Annotated in this window: 14 protein-coding genes; 4 read left to right on the plus strand and 10 right to left on the minus strand. The window is 74.4% G+C overall.

The features are described from left to right. Window positions 1–46 precede the first annotated feature (46 nt). Together VFG42_RS17645 and VFG42_RS17650 are read right to left on the minus strand one after the other, a co-directional pair. Window positions 47–1,087: a zinc-dependent metalloprotease gene (locus tag VFG42_RS17645; protein WP_324910084.1), complete on the minus strand. Its 1,041-nt coding sequence runs from the start codon at window positions 1,085–1,087 to the stop codon at window positions 47–49. A 3-nt stretch (window positions 1,088–1,090) separates the two neighbouring features. Next, the gene (locus VFG42_RS17650) at window positions 1,091–1,942 is read right to left on the minus strand and encodes an inositol monophosphatase family protein (RefSeq protein ID WP_324910085.1); all 852 of its coding nucleotides are present in this window, start codon (window positions 1,940–1,942) and stop codon (window positions 1,091–1,093) included. 20 nt (window positions 1,943–1,962) lie between these two features. On the opposite strand from VFG42_RS17650, the gene VFG42_RS17655 reads away from it, so the two are divergent. Further along, the gene (locus VFG42_RS17655; protein WP_324910086.1) at window positions 1,963–5,145 is read left to right on the plus strand and encodes an ATP-dependent DNA helicase; all 3,183 of its coding nucleotides are present in this window, start codon (window positions 1,963–1,965) and stop codon (window positions 5,143–5,145) included. Window positions 5,146–5,166: 21 nt separating this feature from the next. Here VFG42_RS17655 and VFG42_RS17660 read toward each other — a convergent pair whose 3' ends face one another. The 3 genes from VFG42_RS17660 to VFG42_RS17670 form a co-directional block, all read right to left on the minus strand. Then, entirely contained in the window at window positions 5,167–6,858 is a 1,692-nt protein-coding gene (locus tag VFG42_RS17660; protein WP_324910087.1) for a hypothetical protein, read from the minus strand. Beyond that, a complete protein-coding gene (locus tag VFG42_RS17665; protein WP_324910088.1) occupies window positions 6,855–7,640 on the minus strand; it encodes a hypothetical protein in 786 nt (261 codons plus the stop codon). Before VFG42_RS17665 ends, VFG42_RS17660 begins: the two co-directional genes overlap by 4 nt. A 475-nt stretch (window positions 7,641–8,115) precedes the next feature. After that, window positions 8,116–8,262 (minus strand): hypothetical protein, encoded by a 147-nt coding sequence (locus VFG42_RS17670; RefSeq protein ID WP_324910089.1) that lies wholly within the window; start codon window positions 8,260–8,262, stop codon window positions 8,116–8,118. Between the two features lie 38 nt (window positions 8,263–8,300). Between VFG42_RS17670 and VFG42_RS17675 the strand changes: the two genes are divergently transcribed. Then, window positions 8,301–8,435: a hypothetical protein gene (locus VFG42_RS17675; RefSeq protein WP_324910090.1), complete on the plus strand. Its 135-nt coding sequence runs from the start codon at window positions 8,301–8,303 to the stop codon at window positions 8,433–8,435. Between the two features lie 100 nt (window positions 8,436–8,535). On the opposite strand, the gene VFG42_RS17680 is transcribed toward VFG42_RS17675, so the two are convergent. Together VFG42_RS17680 and VFG42_RS17685 are read right to left on the minus strand one after the other, a co-directional pair. After that, entirely contained in the window at window positions 8,536–9,612 is a 1,077-nt protein-coding gene (locus VFG42_RS17680) for a trans-sulfuration enzyme family protein (RefSeq protein ID WP_324910091.1), read from the minus strand. Window positions 9,613–9,658: 46 nt separating this feature from the next. Beyond that, complete coding sequence (locus VFG42_RS17685; protein ID WP_324910092.1) at window positions 9,659–11,062, minus strand: cystathionine beta-synthase; 1,404 nt, start codon at window positions 11,060–11,062, stop codon at window positions 9,659–9,661. Between the two features lie 109 nt (window positions 11,063–11,171). Between VFG42_RS17685 and VFG42_RS17690 the strand changes: the two genes are divergently transcribed. After that, complete coding sequence (locus tag VFG42_RS17690) at window positions 11,172–11,654, plus strand: Lrp/AsnC family transcriptional regulator (RefSeq protein WP_324910093.1); 483 nt, start codon at window positions 11,172–11,174, stop codon at window positions 11,652–11,654. Here VFG42_RS17690 and VFG42_RS17695 read toward each other — a convergent pair. From VFG42_RS17695 to VFG42_RS17705, 3 genes are read right to left on the minus strand one after another with little or no spacing between them, the layout of a single operon-like run. Then, window positions 11,651–12,313, minus strand: coding sequence for a GNAT family protein (locus tag VFG42_RS17695; RefSeq protein ID WP_324910094.1), 663 nt, complete (start codon window positions 12,311–12,313; stop codon window positions 11,651–11,653). The two genes, VFG42_RS17690 and VFG42_RS17695, sit on opposite strands and share 4 nt — an antisense overlap. Beyond that, window positions 12,310–13,059: a HemK family protein methyltransferase gene (locus VFG42_RS17700; protein ID WP_324910095.1), complete on the minus strand. Its 750-nt coding sequence runs from the start codon at window positions 13,057–13,059 to the stop codon at window positions 12,310–12,312. The genes VFG42_RS17695 and VFG42_RS17700 overlap by 4 nt, the downstream gene beginning before the upstream one ends. Next, window positions 13,049–13,942, minus strand: coding sequence for a PAC2 family protein (locus VFG42_RS17705; RefSeq protein WP_324910096.1), 894 nt, complete (start codon window positions 13,940–13,942; stop codon window positions 13,049–13,051). Before VFG42_RS17705 ends, VFG42_RS17700 begins: the two co-directional genes overlap by 11 nt. Before the next feature lie 36 nt (window positions 13,943–13,978). Here VFG42_RS17705 and VFG42_RS17710 point away from each other — a divergent pair, with 36 nt between their 5' ends. Continuing rightward, window positions 13,979–14,860 carry a 3'-5' exoribonuclease YhaM family protein gene (locus VFG42_RS17710; protein ID WP_324910097.1) on the plus strand — a complete coding sequence of 294 codons (882 nt, stop codon included), beginning with the start codon at window positions 13,979–13,981 and terminating at the stop codon, window positions 14,858–14,860. The last annotated feature ends 83 nt before the right edge of the window (window positions 14,861–14,943 follow it).

The raw sequence follows: 14,943 nt of genomic DNA on the forward strand, positions 1-14,943 counted from the left end.
GCACACGACCCGCGCCGACGCGACGCCTCGGGCGCCTCGGGCGACGCTAGGCGGCCCGGCGGCCGGTGCGTGCCAGGTAGGCGGCCGGCATCGCCAGCTCGCCGCTGGAGGGCGCGAGGTCCTCGGCCGACCACACGTCGCGCAGGCCCTCCACGCCCCGCGCCGCCACGACGGCGTCGCAGAACACGCGGCCCTGCTGGTACTGCTTGAGCTTGAGGTCGAAGCCGAGCAGCCGGTCGAGGATGCGCAGCAGCGGCGCGCGGTCCTCGCGGCGGCGGTCCATCGCGGCGCGCAGCGCGTCGACGTCCTCGAGCACCTCGCCGCCGGCCTGGTCCATCGCCCACTCCGCGTGGCCCTCGACGAGCCCCATCGTGCCCTGCACGCGATCGAGGATCGCCTTGCGCTCGGCGCCCATCACCGCGCCGAGCAGGCCGCCCTCGCGGACCGAGTCGGCCAGCGCCTTGACGTCGTCCATGCGGAGGTCCAGCAGCTTGCGGGGATCCATCTTGACGTCCAAGGCCCCCAGCAACTGCCGCAGCGCGCCGCCCAGCCGCGGCCGCAGCCACTCCACCGAGCCGAACTGCACCGCGTGCGTGACCTCGTGCAGCGTCACCCACGTCACCAGCTCCTCGCGGTCGGCGCCCAGCTCGCCCGCCGCGCGGTCGAGGTTCGGGCCGACCAGCAGCAGCCGCGGCGGCGCGTCGGGGTCGACCAGCGACAGCTCGTACTGGCCCAGCACGCGCCGCGCGAACAGCCCCAGCAGCGCGCCGACCTCCGCCGCGACGACCGCGCCGCCGGCGTTCTGCAGCGAGCCCAGCGGGCCGGTGGACGGCACGCTCGTCGTCGCGTCCTCGAGCACCGGCCCGAGCGTCGCGCGCATCGTCGCGAGGTTCGCGTCGATCCACGCGCCGCGCGAGACCCACTCGGCGGCGGGCAGCGTGTCGCGCGGCGTCAGCAGCGTCGCGGCGACCACCTGCTCGCGCGCGGCGGCCGCGGTCTCGTCCAGCCCGTCGGGCCGCGCGCTCGGCGGATCCTCCTTCGCCGCGCTGCGCGCGATCCGCCCCGCCAGCTCCCAGTCGACCTGCATGGCTCAGCAGACCGCCGGCAGCTGCTGGAGGTCGGCCAGCGACTCGGGCGTGCGCGCCGCGACGACCGGATGGTGGGGCTGCAGGTCCAGCGGCGCGCTCAGCGGCCCGTCCGGCGCGCCGAGGAACGCGACCTCCCCGCCGGACTCGCGGACGATCAGCTGCGCGGCCGCGGCGTCCACCGCGCGCGTGCGCGCCAGCGAGGCCATCGCGTCCACGCGCGTGGCCGCGACCTGGCACATCGACACCGCGATCGATCCCATCGCGCGGATCCGGCGCGTCGCCGCGACGAGGTCGTCGGACGCCTTGGCCAGCCAGCGCGGGTCGGCGGACTCGACGGCGATCAGCTCCAGGCGGCCGTCGGGCGTGCGGCGCTCGGGCGGCGGGGCGTCGATGCGGCGGTCGTTCAGATAGGCGCCCTCGCCGATCGCCGCGCGCCACTCCTCGCCCGGGCCGAGGTCGTAGACGAAGCCGAAGACGACGTCGGCCATCGTCGCGCCGGTGGCGACGGCGACGCTCAGCGCGTGGTGCGGCAGCCCGCGCTTGGCGTTCAGCGAGCCGTCGATCGGGTCGACGACGACGAGGATCTCCGGCGAGCCGAGGTCGACGATCCCGCGCTCCTCGGAGATGACCGTGAAGCGCGCGCCGGCGTCGTGCAGCCGCTGCAGCTCGTCGAAGACGCGGTCCTCGGCCTCGGCGTCGATGACGAGCGTCTTGTCGCCCCCACCGCCGGTCTCGCCGGTCTCGACCACGCGCTCGATGCTCGTCGGATGCGCGCGCAGGACGGCCTGCAGCCCCTCGGCCGCCGCCCGACATGCGCCGAGCCAGTCGTGGTCGAGGGCGGGATGCGCGGTCATCAGGGCCATATCCTAGGGTCGTGCCCGCTTCCCCCGGCGCCATCACACGCGCTTCGCCTTCGCCGGAGGCAGCGGTCGCCGCCCATCGCGGCGGGCCGCTGCTCGTCCTGGGCGGCGCGGGCAGCGGGCGGACGCGGACGCTGGTCGCGCGGTTCGCCGCGCTGGTGGCCGCGGGCGCCGCGCCCGAGGAGATCCTGCTGCTGACCCGCGGAGCCGCCGCCGCGGAGGCCCTGCGCGCGCGGGTCGAGGACGCGCTGGGCGACCGGCCGTTCGAGGAGCTGGCGGTCCTGCCGATCCACGCCATGTGCGCGCGGCTGCTGCGCGACGAGGCGCTGGAGGCGGGCGTCGACCCGTTCGCGGTGACCGCCACGCCGGCCGACCGGCTGGCGCTGCTGCTCGACCGCGTCGACGAGCTGACGCTGCGCCACCACGACCTGCGGGGCCGCCCCGCCGCCGTGCTCGGCGCGGTGATCGCGCGGATCGACCGGCTCAAGGACGCGGGCATCCGGCCGGCGCGCTTCAGCGAGTGGGCGGGCGCGCTGCCGGCCGAGGACGTCAGCGACCGCGCCGAGCGCGAGCGCGAGTTCGCGCGGCTGTTCGAGGCCCACGACCGGCTGCTGCTGGAGCAGGGGCTGCTGGACTTCGGCGAGCTGGTGCTGCGCGTCTGCGAGCTGCTGGAGCAGCGCCCGCACGTGCGGGCGCGGGTCGGCGGGCGCTGGCGCCACGTGCTTGTCGATGACGTCGAGGATCTGACGCCGGCGCAGCTGCGGGTGGTCGACCTGCTGGCCGCCGAGCACGGCAGCGTCGTCTGCGCCGCCGACGACGACCAGGCCGTCGAGGAGCCGCGCGGCGCCGCGGCGCGGCTGGAGGCGCTGCTGGCCGACGGCCTCGGCGGGCGCCCGGTCGACGTCGTCCGCCTCGAACGCTCCTGGCGCTGCCCGGATCGCGTGGTGACGGCGGCCGAGGCGGTCGTCGCGCCGATCGCCGAGCGGCTGGCCGAGGCGCCGGAGCGGGTCGGGTCGGGCGTTGTTGGCGATGTTCGCTTCTGGCGCTGCGCGGGCGAGCGCGCGCAGGCCCAGGGCGTCGCGACGGCGATCGAGCGGCTGGTGCGCGAGGGCGTCGCGCCCGGGCGGATCGGCGTGCTCGTGCGGTCGGTGCGCTCCGAGGGCCAGGAGCTGGCGGTCGCCATGGAGGAGCGCGCGCTGCCGTATCGCCTGGCGGGCGCGGCGGCGTTCTTCGGCCAGGCCGAGGTGCGCGACGTGCTCGCGTGGCTGCGGCTGCTGGTCAACCCCAACGACGCGGGCGCCGTCGTGCGGGCGCTGGCCCGGCCGCCGATCGAGCTGCACTCGGTGGACTTGGCGCGCTGCATCCAGATCGCCAAGCGCCGCAAGCTGGACATGGTGAGCGGGCTCGTCGCGGCGACCGAGTCGCCGCAGCTGCCTCCGGAGGCCCGCGAGCGCGTGCTGGCGTTCCTGAAGCTGCACCGGCAGGCGGCGTCGGCGCTGGACACCACGCGCCCGGACCTGTTCGTCCATCGGTTGATCGAGCGCCTCGGGCTGCGGCGCTCGCAGGTCTTCGCGGCGCAGGCCGACGTCGTCGAGCGGTTGGTGTCCCTGGCCCATGTAGGGGAACTTGCCGCGTCCTACGTCCGGCGCGCGCCGCAGGCCACGCCGCGCGAGTTCGCGCGCTGGCTGGCGGCGGTGGCCGAGGCGGGCGGCGGCGTCGGCGACCCGGAGGACTCCGCCGACGACGACGGCGCGCCCCCGCGCGGCGACGCGGTCGCGGTGCTGCCGATGCACGCGGCCAAGGGCCTGGAGTTCGACCACGTGTTCGTCTGCGGGCTGCAGTCGTCGCGGATGCCGGGCGCGCGCCGCGTGCTGGTCGAGCCGATCCCGAGCGAGCTGTCGGTGGTGGCGCCGGACACGCGCGCGTCGCACGTCGCCGAGATGCGGCGCGTGCTGCACGTCGCGATGACGCGGGCGCGCGAGGGACTCGTGCTGGCCTACGCGGGCTCGTCGGAGCGCGGCGCGCCGCAGCATCCGTCGCCGTTCGCCGAGGAGGCGCGCGAGGCGCTGGGCGAGGAGTGGGAGGACGTCGACGAGCAGCTCTTCGGGCCCGACGAGGCGCTGCACGCGGCGATCGGGCAGCTGCGCGACGAGCTGCTGAGCGACGTCCAGCAGATCGGCGCGCGGATCGGCGAGCTGCGGCTGGACACCGACCTCGACGTCGCCCACGGCGTGACGCGCTACCTGGAGCTGCTGAAGCTCGCGGCGCTGCACGCGCGACCGGCCGGGCAGGAGGTGGCCGACGCGCTGCCGGGGATCAACGCCGCGATCCTGCACGCGGCGACCGCGCAGCAGCGGGAGATCCTCCAGACCTCGACGCTGGACGACGTGCTGCTGGAGGGCGAGCGCGACGCGCGCGTGCGGGCCAAGGCGACCGCGGCGCGCCACGAGCCGTCGCTGCTGCCGTTCCTGCCGCGGCGCGGCGAGGGGCTGGCGCTGAGCGCGTCCGACATCGAGACCTACCGGACGTGCCCGTTGAAGTACAAGTTCGCGCGCGTGTTCCGCGTGCCGCAGGAGCCGACGATCAACCAACGCTTCGGCATCGTCGTCCACCAGGTGCTGGAGCGCTACCACCAGAGCGGCGGGTCGAGCGTCGACGAGCTGTTGGGGTTGTTGGAGGCGGGCTGGCGGCGGTCGGGCTTCGGGCCGACCGACGAGGAGCGCCAGCTGCACGCCAAGGCCGAGAACGCGCTGCGCAAGTACCACGAGCGCTTCCAGGCCGACGACGCCGAGCCGATGTGGTTCGAGAAGTCCTTCAACTTCAAGATCGGCGAGCACACGCTGCGCGGTCGCGTCGACCGCGTCGACCGCTTGGCCGACGGCCGCTACGAGCTGATCGACTACAAGACCGGCCGCCCGAAGGCGGCGGCGCAGCTGCGCGACGACGTGCAGCTGGCGCTGTACGCGGTCGCCGCCGGGCGCGCGTGGTCGCTGGAGTCCTCGGTGCAGTCCTACCTGTACGTGTTGGACGACCAGAAGGTCCCGCTGCCCGACGACGCCAACGACGCGGAGTGGATCGAGGAGACCGTCCGCGAGGTCGCCGACGGGATCCTCGGGCAGGGCTTCGAGCCGACGCCGTCCTACGCGGCGTGCTCGATCTGCGACTACCGGATCGCCTGCCCGGCGGCCGAGCGGTAGGGCTCCGGCCGGCGGCGCCGGTCAGCTCAGGAAGCCGAGCAGCAGGCCCAGCAGGACGACGATGAAGAGCGCGAGCGCGACGACCGCGAGGTAGGCGCCGGGGCTGCGGTGGGCCGGCGGGCGGGGCAGCGCGCCGCGTTCCAGCGGCCGCAGCGGCTCGCCGGAGGCGTCGTGCTCGTCGCGGGTGGTGAAGGGCTGGGTGTCGTCGGCCCCGGCGTGGCCGTCGCCGTCGGCCGGCACCGGGGTCAGCACGCGCGTCTCGTCCTCGCCGGCGATCGGGGTGACGACCCGCGTCTCGTCGGCCTCGGGGTCGTGCGCGTGCGTGGACCACAGGGCCCCGCGCGCCCCGGGCTCCCGGCGCTCATGGGCGCCGGCGTCGGCCTCCGCGGCGCGCCGCAGGGCCCCGACGCGCGCCTGGGCGGCCTCGAGCTGCTGCTCGAGATCGGCGACCCGGGCGGCCGCGGCCTTGTCGGGATCGTCGGCCTCGGCGGCGTGGCGCAGCGCGTCGAGCCGGTTGGCCGTGCTCGCCAGCTCCTGCTCGAGGTCGGCGATCCGCGCCTGCGACCGCTCGCGCTCCTCGGCCAGCTCGGCGCGCAGGACCGCGATGCCCTCCTCGGCGGCCAGCGCCCGCGCCTGGGCATCCGCCGCGCGTCGGCGCTCGGCGACGAGACCGGGACCAGCGCCCGCGACAGGATGCTCGGCGGTGTCGGCGGGACGATCGGTCGCGTCGGCGATCCGCGCGCGCCCGGGGATCGACGCTTCCGCCTCGCCCGCGCGCTTCTCGGCGGCCTCGGCGCGCACCTCCGCTTCCTCGATCCGCGCCAGCAACCGCTCCTCGACCGCCGCCTCCGCGCGCGCATTGGCCTCCGCCAACTCGGAGGCATGACGCTCCTCCGCCGCATCCGCGCGCACGTTGGCCTCCGCCAACTCGACGGCATGACGCTCCTCCACGGCGTCCGCGCGCGCGTTGGCCTCGGCCAGCTCGGAGGCATGACGCTCCTGCGCCGCGTCCACACGCGCGTTGGCCTCGGCCAGCTCGGCTGCGTGGCGCTCCGCGGCCTCGGCCGCCACGTGGTCGCGCTCGTCCCGCTGGTCGGCGAGCGCGGCCTCGTGAGCCGTGCGAGCCGCGGCAGCGTCGGAGGCCGCGAGGCGGTGGGCCTCCACGACCTCGCGCTCGAGGTCGGCGATGCGCTCGGCGGTCTCGGCCAGCGCCTCGTCGCGGGCGGCCGAGACGGCGGCGCCGAGCTCGCCGGCGGCGGCGCTCGCCTCGGCGCGGGCGGTCGCGACGTCAGCCTCGGCGGCCTCCAGCTCGCGACGCAGCGCGTTGGCCTCGCGGGCCAGCAGCGTGAGGCGCTCGGCGTCGGCGGGCTCGTCGGGCGCGGGCAGGTCGAGCAGCGTCCCGCGCAGCCCCAGCGCGAAGCGCGCCGCGTCGTAGGCCTCGGCGGGGATCGCGTAGGCCGCGCGCCACCGGTCGCCGTCGAGCGCCGCGCGCGACGGCGCCAGCTCCAAGCGCGGCCGGTCGACGGCGGCGTCGGCCTCCACGACGAGCACGGGCCGACGCGCGAAGCGCCCGGACGCGGCGGCGACGCGGCCCTCGATCTCCACGACGACCAACGCGCCGGGCACCGGCGTCGCGGTGAAGCGCAGCAGCTCGAAGGGCGAGCGGCCGCGGCGGGCGCCGCGCGCGGGCGTTGCGTCCGCGTCCGCCGTCACGTGCGCTCCGAGCCGTCCTCGTCGTCCGGCAGCCCGGACAACGGCTGGGTGCGTTCCAGGTCGGCCGCCTCGGGACGCCCCGGCGCGGGCGTGCCGGACGCCGGCGCGGCGGGCGTGCGGGACGCAGGCGTGCCGGAGGCCGGCGTGGCCGACGCCGGCGCGGCGGCGGGCCGAGCGGCGGTGGCCGCCGTCTCCTCCTCGGTGCCGCGCGGCCGGAAGCGCCCGGTGCGGCGCGGCGGCTCGTCGGCGGCGCCGGTCGCCCCCATCCCGACGTCGGCGTCGGTGGCCGCGCCGCTCAGGTCGGTCGCGAACAGCGAGCCCGACGGCGCGTCAGCGTCGAGGTCCTCGGCAGCCTCGGCGTCGACGTCCTCGTTGCGCCGGTCGACGGCCGCGACACGACGGCGGACGTCCCGCTCGCGGACGTGCACGGTCACCGAGATCGCCGACAGCGACAGCGCCGACCCCGCGCCCATCAGGAGCGACCCGGCCAGCGCGAGCCACGCGCCGCCGGCCGGGCTCGTGTTCGCCGCCGCCGGCGGGTCGTTGAGCAGCTGCACGACGACGATGAGCAACGCCGCCCCCGGCAGCGCGATGCCCGACCACGGCGGCAGCAGGTCCGGACGCATCGACGCGACCATCCCACCGACGGCCAGCGCGGCGAGCACCAGGTCCAAGGTCTCGAAGACCTCCCAGCCGGTCAGGCCGTTGTCGTACCACCGGAGGAACAGGGAGATCAGCAGCAGCGCGGAGCCGGCGAAGAGCACGGCGCGACCAAGGTCCATCGGACGAGGCATGGACGTGCTTTTCCCCGCGGTCCGCCGGATGACACCTGATTTCCCGTCAGAGCATCGCCCGCGCCAGTCCCCCGGCGCGGCCGATCGCGCGACGGCGCCGCCTCCCACGACGGGCCCGACGCCCATGACCAGCACGACCGGCCCCGACCCCGGCGGTTGCGTCGCCGCGCCACAACGCCCGGGCCGACGCCACGCCCAAGCCTCCGGCACTCCCACACCCCGCCACGCCAGCGCCCGCACCCGGCACCCGGCACCCGGCACCCGCCCAGCAGGTCGCATACGGGGCCATCGAGCCATCAGAACGCCACCTTATTAACTTAGTGATACTGATCATTAACGGTGCCATAGGGCAGTGCCGGCGGTGACTGGATCCGGCGGGACGACCCTTCTGACGTGCACGGGTACGAGCGGGGACTGGCACGGTCCCCTCCGGCGCGTTCAACATCGTGTCGGGCACGATGACCTACAGCCCCTGCTCGCTCTCGGGCACGGGGTATGAGATCGGTTGCACGTACTCGATGGTTCCGGCGACGACCCCGGCGATCATCTCGGGCTCGGCGAGCATGGCTTGCACGTACAGGCTCGCCACGACCGGGACGCGCTCTGCCACATTGCCGGCTCACTCTGACTGCGCCGGGAACGCTGGTCATGTCGCCCGAGACGGGCACCGGTGGAGGCTCCTGCTCGTTGTACCTCGGCACCTCCGCCTCCGCCTTCGCCCACATGTCGGAGCAGTCGCTCAACCTGAGCAGCGGCGGCCCCATCTTCTCGCGTGACGCGTGAGTTGACCGACCGCTAGAGCGAGGCGCCCGTCGCCCGGGCGCGAGCCGCACGCTTTCGGCCCGCCCGACCAGGCGGGCCGAAACGCGTTCGGAGACCGTGCCTAGGCGCCCGCGCCGATCGCTCGGCGCAGGTCCGCCACGAGATCCTCGGGCGCCTCGACGCCGCAGGACAGGCGGACGAGGTCGGCGGGCACGGCCGCGTCGGAGCCCTCGACGGATTGGTGGGTCATCGCCTGCGGGACCTCGATCAGCGATTCGACGCCGCCCAGCGACTCGGCCAGCGTGAAGAGCCGCGTGCGCTGCGCGATGCCGATCGCGTCGGGGTGGCGGAAGGAGACCATGCCCGAGAAGCCCGGCCAGCGGACGTCCTCGACGGCCGGCGCGGACTTCAGGAAGCCGACGACCGCCTCGGCCGAGGCGGCGTGCGCGGCCATCCGCAGGTGCAGGGTCCGCAGCCCGCGGTGGACGAGGAAGCAGTCGAACGGGCCGGGCACCGCGCCGACCGAGTTCTGGATGAACCGGACCTGCTCGTGGACGGCCGGGTCCTTGACGATCACCGCGCCGCCAACCGTGTCGGAGTGCCCGCCCAGGTACTTGGTCACCGAGTGCACGACGGCGTCGGCCCCCAACTCCAGCGGCCGCTGGTTGACCGGCGTGGCGAACGTGTTGTCGACCGCCACGAACGCGCGACCGCCGACGGTCGCGATCTCCTCGCGCAGGTCGACGACGTTCAACAAGGGGTTGGTCGGCGACTCGATCCACACCAGCCGCGTCTTCTCGGTCAGGGCCGCGACGATCGCGCCCGGATCCGCCTGGTCGACCAACGTGTAGGTCAAGCCGAACCGCGTCAGCACCTTGTCGACCAGCCGGTAGGTCCCGCCGTAGAGGTCGTTGGGCAACACGAGGTGGTCGCCCGCCGCGCAGACCGCGCTCAGCAGCGCGTGCGTGGCCGCCATGCCCGACGAGAACGACGACGCCAACCCACCCTCCAGCTCGCCCAGCGCAGACTCGAGCGCCGCGCGCGTCGGGTTGGCGCTGCGCGCGTAGTCGAAGTCCTCCACGAACTCGCCGACCGCGGGCTGCGCGAACGTCGACGTCTGGTGGATGGCGGGGATGACCGAGCGGAAGGTCGGATCGGGCTCCAACCCCGCGTGCACCGCACGTGTCGCGAAGTTCATCGTGCCGCACCATGAGCCGCGAGCACGTCGCGGCGGAAGCTCTCTCTCATCGTGCCAGCGATTCCAGCAGGTCCGCCCGCGACACGATGCCCACGGGACGTCCGTTCTCCATCACCAGCAGCGCCTGCCGGTCGCCGACAAGCAGCTCGACGGCCTCGCGCACCGGGTCGTCGGCCGACACCGCGTACAGCGGCGGCTCCATCACCGCGACGATCTCGGCGCCCAGCAGCGCCGGCTCGTCGATCGCGCGCGCGAGCAGCCCGCGCTCGCCGACCGACCCGACGACCACGCCGGGGTCCGTCGCGCTCACGACCGGCAGCTGCGAAACGCCGTGCTCGTGCAGCAGCGCGACGGCGTCGCGGACCTTCTGGTGCGTCTGCACCGTCACCAGCGACGGCATCCCCGCCGCGCCGTCGGCCTTGCGCCGCAGCACGTCACCGACCGCCAGGTCACCGGCGCGCTCCAGGAACCCGTACTGGGTCATCCACGCGTCGTTGAAGATCTTGGACAGGTAGGACCGTCCGCCGTCCGGCAGCACGACGACCATCAGCGCGTTGGGGTCGTCGATCGTCTTGGCCGCCTCCAGCGCCGCCCACATCGCCGTGCCGCACGAGCCGCCCGCCAGGATGCCCTCCTCCATCGCCAGCCGGCGCGTGGTGAGAAACGAGTCGCGGTCGCTCACGCGGATCCACCGATCGACGATCGTCTTGTCGAACGTCTCGGGCCAGAAGTCCTCGCCGACGCCCTCCACCAGGTAGCCCTTGACCTCGTCGTCGGTCGCCGCGCTGTAGATCGACCCCACCGGGTCGGCGCCGATGATCTGGATGTCCGGGTTGCGCTCCTTGAGGTAGCGCCCGATCCCGCTGATCGTCCCGCCCGTGCCGACGCCCGCGACCAGGTGCGTGATCTTGCCGCCGGTCTGCTCCCAGATCTCCGGGCCCGTGGACGCGTAGTGCGCCGCGGGGTTGTTCGGGTTGAAGTACTGGTTGGGCTTGAACGCCCCCGGGATCTCGGCCGCCAGCCGGTCGGAGACCGAGTAGTAGGACTCGGGCGATTCGGGCTCGACGTTGGTCGGGCAGACCACGACCTCGGCGCCGTAGGCGCGCAGGAGGTCGATCTTCTCCTTGGACATCTTGTCGGGCATGACCGCGATGACGTGGTAGCCCTTCAGCCGCGCGGCCATCGCCAGGCCGGTGCCGGTGTTGCCCGAGGTCGGCTCGACGAGCGTCCCGCCCGGGCGCAGCAGCCCGTCGCGCTCGGCGGCCTCGATCATCGCCAGCGCCGCTCGGTCCTTGATCGACCCGCCCGGGTTCAGCGCCTCGACCTTGGCCACAATCTGGGGCGTCAGCCCCGCGCCCAGACGCGAGAGCCGCACCAGCGGCGTGTCGCCGACGGTGTCGAGGATCGAGTCGCGGATGTCGACGCGCATGTCCACGGAAGCGGGTTCCATGCCGTCCAGTGAAGCACTCGTGCGACTTAACCGCTAGGACTCCGCAGGATCGTTGCAATTTTGATGCAGAATCGAAGATCCTTCGGCAACTTCTGTCACCATCGTGGCCATGCCGAACGACCTGCGCCTCGACGACACCGACCGCGCGATCCTCGAAGCGCTGTCGGCCGACGCGCGCATCTCCAACGCGCGTCTGGCCGAGCGGGTCGGGGTCGCGCCGTCGACCGCGCTGCAGCGCGTCCGCCAGCTCCGGGCCTCCGGCGTGCTGCGCGGCTTCCACGCCGAGATCGACCTGGCCGCGCTCGGCCGCCCGCTGCAGGCGATGGTCGCCGTGCGGCTGACCGTGCACAACCGCGAGCAGATCGACACGTTCACGAGCAATGTCCGGCGGCTGCCCGGCGTGCTGACGGTCTTCCACCTCGCGGGCGCCACCGACTACCTCGTCTGGCTCGCCACCGCCGACGCCCAGGACCTGCGCGAGTTCGTCGTCGAGCACCTGGCCTCCGACCCCGCGGTCGCCCACGCCGAGACGTCGCTGATCTACGAGCACCGGCGTGGGCCGGGCATCTGGGGGACGGCGGACCCCAGCTAGGCGCGCAGCGCGGCGAGCGACGCGCGCTGCGCACCCGACGCGTCGAAGTTCGCCGGGTCCAGCCACGCCTCGAATCCCGCGCGCACGCGCGACCACTCGCCGTCGACGATCGAGAACCACGCTGTGTCCCGGTTGCGCCCCTTGACGATCAGGTGTTGACGGAACGTGCCCTCGTAGGTGAAGCCGAAGCGCTCCGCCGCGGCGCGCGACCGCACGTTGGCCGCGTCGCACTTCCATTCCAGGCGCCGCACGCCCAGGACGTCGAACGCGTGACGCGCGAGCAGGTACACCGTCTCGGTCGCCGCCGGCGTGCGCTGCAGCGCGGCGCCGAACCAGATGTGGCCGATCTCGATGACGCCGTTGGCCGCGTCCCCGCGCAGGAACGAGACGACGCCGGCGGCGGCGCCATCCACGACGACGGCGTAGAACCACGGGTCCTCCGCAACGGCTTGCGCGCGAAGGTGCGCGGAAAGCGCGGAGACGTCCGCGAACGGCCCATACGGCAGGTAGGACCACAGGCGTGGATCACCAGCGGACTGAGCAGCGAAGAGGTCGTCGGCGTGCGCGACCGGGTCAAGACGACGAAGCTCGACGAGACGCCCGAGGAGCGGTGCGTCGTCGGGCAGACGAGCGCCGGCGTACGACGACAGGTCGGTCACCGCTTCGTGGCCTCGATCCCGCGCACGTCGCCGTCCTCGTCGCGCAGCACCTGCACGTCCTCGTAGCCCGCGTACTCCAGGTCGTCGGCGATCAGCGCGGCCTCGTCGCCGCCCAGCTCCAACAGCAGGGCGCCGCCCGACCGCAGCACGCGCGCCGCGCCGCTGAGCGCCCGCCGCAGGATCGCGCAGCCGTCCGGGCCGCCGTCGTAGGACAGCGGGGTCTCGAAGGTGAAGGTGTCGCGCTGCAACAACGACAACTCGCCGGTCGGGACGTAGGGGACGACGCCGACGACGACGTCCGCGACGATGCCGTCGGGCAGCGGGGCGAAGAGGTCGCCCGCGTAGGCGTCGACGCCGTTGGCCCGCGCACACGCGACCGCCTCGGGCGAGACGTCGGTCGCGTACACCCGCCCGGCGCGCTCGGCGAGCGCCATCGCCAGCGCGCCGCTGCCGGTGCAGACGTCGATCGCGACGCCGCCCTCCGGCAGCCGCTCCAGCGCACGCCGCGCCAGCAGCTCGGTCTGCCAACGCGGGACGTAGACGCCCGGGGTGACCGCGACGCGACGGCTGAGGAACGGTGCCCAGCCCGTGATCCAGGCCAGCGGCTCGCCGGTCAAGCGGCGCTCGACCAGCGCCTCCAACGCCGCGCCGTCTCCGTGTGCGGCCTCCAGCAGCTCCTCGGCCTCCTCGTCGGCGGCCACGAACCCGCCCGCGGCCAGGCGGGCGGTCAGCGCCTCAGCGTCCACCGGCGATGTCGGGGCCCTCCGGCCCGCGCTGACGGAGGAAGCGCTGGAACTCGCGCGCGATGACGTCGCCCGACGGCAGCTCGGTCGGGTCGGTCTCCTCTTCCTCCTCGGCGGCCGTGCGCTCCAGGCGCTCGACGAACGCCTGGACGTCCGGGTCGCTCTGGACCGCCAGCGACACCTGGCGCTCGTAGTCGGCCGAGGCGACCTCCAGCTCCTCGGCGTCGACGCTCACGCCGACCAAGGACTCCAACTTCCGTACCAATGCCAACGCCGCCTTCGGGTTGGGCGCAGCCGCGACGTAGTGCGGGACCGAAGCCCACAGCGACGCCGACGGGATGCCGGCGTCCGAGCAGGCCGCCTGCAGGATGCCGACGATGCCCGTCGGCCCCTCGTAGGTCGTCGGCGCCAGCTCGTGGCCCTCGATCAGCGTCGGGTCGCTCGACAGGCCGGTGATCCCGACGGGGCGCGAGTGCGGGACGTCGGCCAGCAGCGCGCCGAGCGAGACGACCATCTGGGTGCCGAGCGCCTCGGCGAGATCGACGATCAGCCGCGTGAACGTGCGCCAGCGAAACGACGGCTCCGGCCCCGAGAGCAGGACGAGGTCGCGGGGTGCGCGCGGGATGCGGGCCTCGTAGATCTCCACCGATGGCCACTGGATCTCGCGGGTCTCGCCGTCGACCATCTCGACGCGGGGCCGCGTGGCCTGGAAGTCGAAGAACTCCTCGGGGTCGATCTGCGCGAAGCGGGTGGCGCCGAGCGACGCGCCGAAGAAGCGCAGCGCCGCCGAGGCCGCGTCCCCGGCGTCGTTCCAGCCGGTGAACGCGCACACGAGCGCCGGAGCCCGGAGGCCGTCGGGCCTGCTCTCCCAGATGAGCGGCTGCATCAGCAGGACGGTAGCGTCCTCGGCGCCGCCACCGTGATGGACTCCGTCTCCGACACCCCAACCACGATCGCGACGCTGCGCGCGGGCGACGAGGTCGACGCCGTTTTCGCCTGCACCCGCAAGGAACGGCTGATGTCGCGCGCCGGCACGCCCTACCTGGCGGTGGAGCTGCGCGACCGCACCGGCGCGATCCCGGCGCGGGTGTTCCGGGACGCCGACGTCGCGACGGCGCGCTTCGAGCGCGGCGACCTGGTCAAGGTCGCGGGCCGCGTCGAGCGCTTCCGCGAGGAGCTGCAGCTGGACCTGCGCTCGATCGCCAAGGCCCCCGAGGGCGAGGCCGACCCGGCGACGTTCCTACCGGTCGCCTACCGCGACCTCGACGAGCTGGACGGCTTCCTGGAGCACCTGGCGGGCGAGGTCCATGACGCCGACTACGCGAGGCTGCTCGGCGCGTTCCTGGGCGACACGACGTTCCGCGCCGCCTTCCGCCGCGCCCCCTGCACGCGAGCCGGCCATCACGCCTATCTCGGCGGTCTGCTGGAGCACACGGTCGCGGTCGGCACGCTCGCGCTGGAGGCCTGCCAGCTGCACCCGCGGCTGAACTCCGACCTGCTGCTGACCGCCGCGATCCTGCACGACGTCGGCAAGATCCAGGAGTTCACCTACGGCGCGGAGATCGGGCTGTCGGAGCCCGGCCGACTGCTCGGCCACGTCGAGCTGGGGCTGCGGCTGATCGACGCGCGCTCCGGTGCGCTGGACGTCGAGCACCGGCTGGCGCTGAGCCACTGCGTGCTCACCCACCACGGGCCGGACGCCGCGCCGCAACGGCGCTTCGGGTCGGCGGAGGCACTCGCGCTCTACCGCCTCAACGCGCTCGACGCCACCGTCAAGGGCGCGCTCGAGCACGGCCTGGACTGACCGCACCGCACCCCGCCGTCGCGCACGCCGCGGGGACGCACGCGAGCACGGACTGGCCTGACCGCACCGCACCCCGCCGTCGC

This window comes from Baekduia sp. (assembly GCF_035685985.1).
Taxonomy (GTDB): Bacteria; Actinomycetota; Thermoleophilia; order Solirubrobacterales; family Solirubrobacteraceae; genus Baekduia.

What these genes read in the sequence shown, in the direction of transcription:
- VFG42_RS17645 (WP_324910084.1), bottom strand. Translation starts at nt 1,087, where the DNA reads ATGCAGGTCGACTGGGAGCTGGCGGGGCGGATCGCGCGCAGCGCGGCG.
- VFG42_RS17650 (WP_324910085.1), bottom strand. Translation starts at nt 1,942, where the DNA reads ATGACCGCGCATCCCGCCCTCGACCACGACTGGCTCGGCGCATGTCGG.
- VFG42_RS17665 (WP_324910088.1), bottom strand. Translation starts at nt 7,640, where the DNA reads ATGGACCTTGGTCGCGCCGTGCTCTTCGCCGGCTCCGCGCTGCTGCTG.
- VFG42_RS17675 (WP_324910090.1), top strand. Translation starts at nt 8,301, where the DNA reads ATGTCGCCCGAGACGGGCACCGGTGGAGGCTCCTGCTCGTTGTACCTC.
- VFG42_RS17680 (WP_324910091.1), bottom strand. Translation starts at nt 9,612, where the DNA reads ATGAACTTCGCGACACGTGCGGTGCACGCGGGGTTGGAGCCCGATCCG.
- VFG42_RS17685 (WP_324910092.1), bottom strand. Translation starts at nt 11,062, where the DNA reads ATGGAACCCGCTTCCGTGGACATGCGCGTCGACATCCGCGACTCGATC.
- VFG42_RS17690 (WP_324910093.1), top strand. Translation starts at nt 11,172, where the DNA reads ATGCCGAACGACCTGCGCCTCGACGACACCGACCGCGCGATCCTCGAA.
- VFG42_RS17705 (WP_324910096.1), bottom strand. Translation starts at nt 13,942, where the DNA reads ATGCAGCCGCTCATCTGGGAGAGCAGGCCCGACGGCCTCCGGGCTCCG.
- VFG42_RS17710 (WP_324910097.1), top strand. Translation starts at nt 13,979, where the DNA reads ATGGACTCCGTCTCCGACACCCCAACCACGATCGCGACGCTGCGCGCG.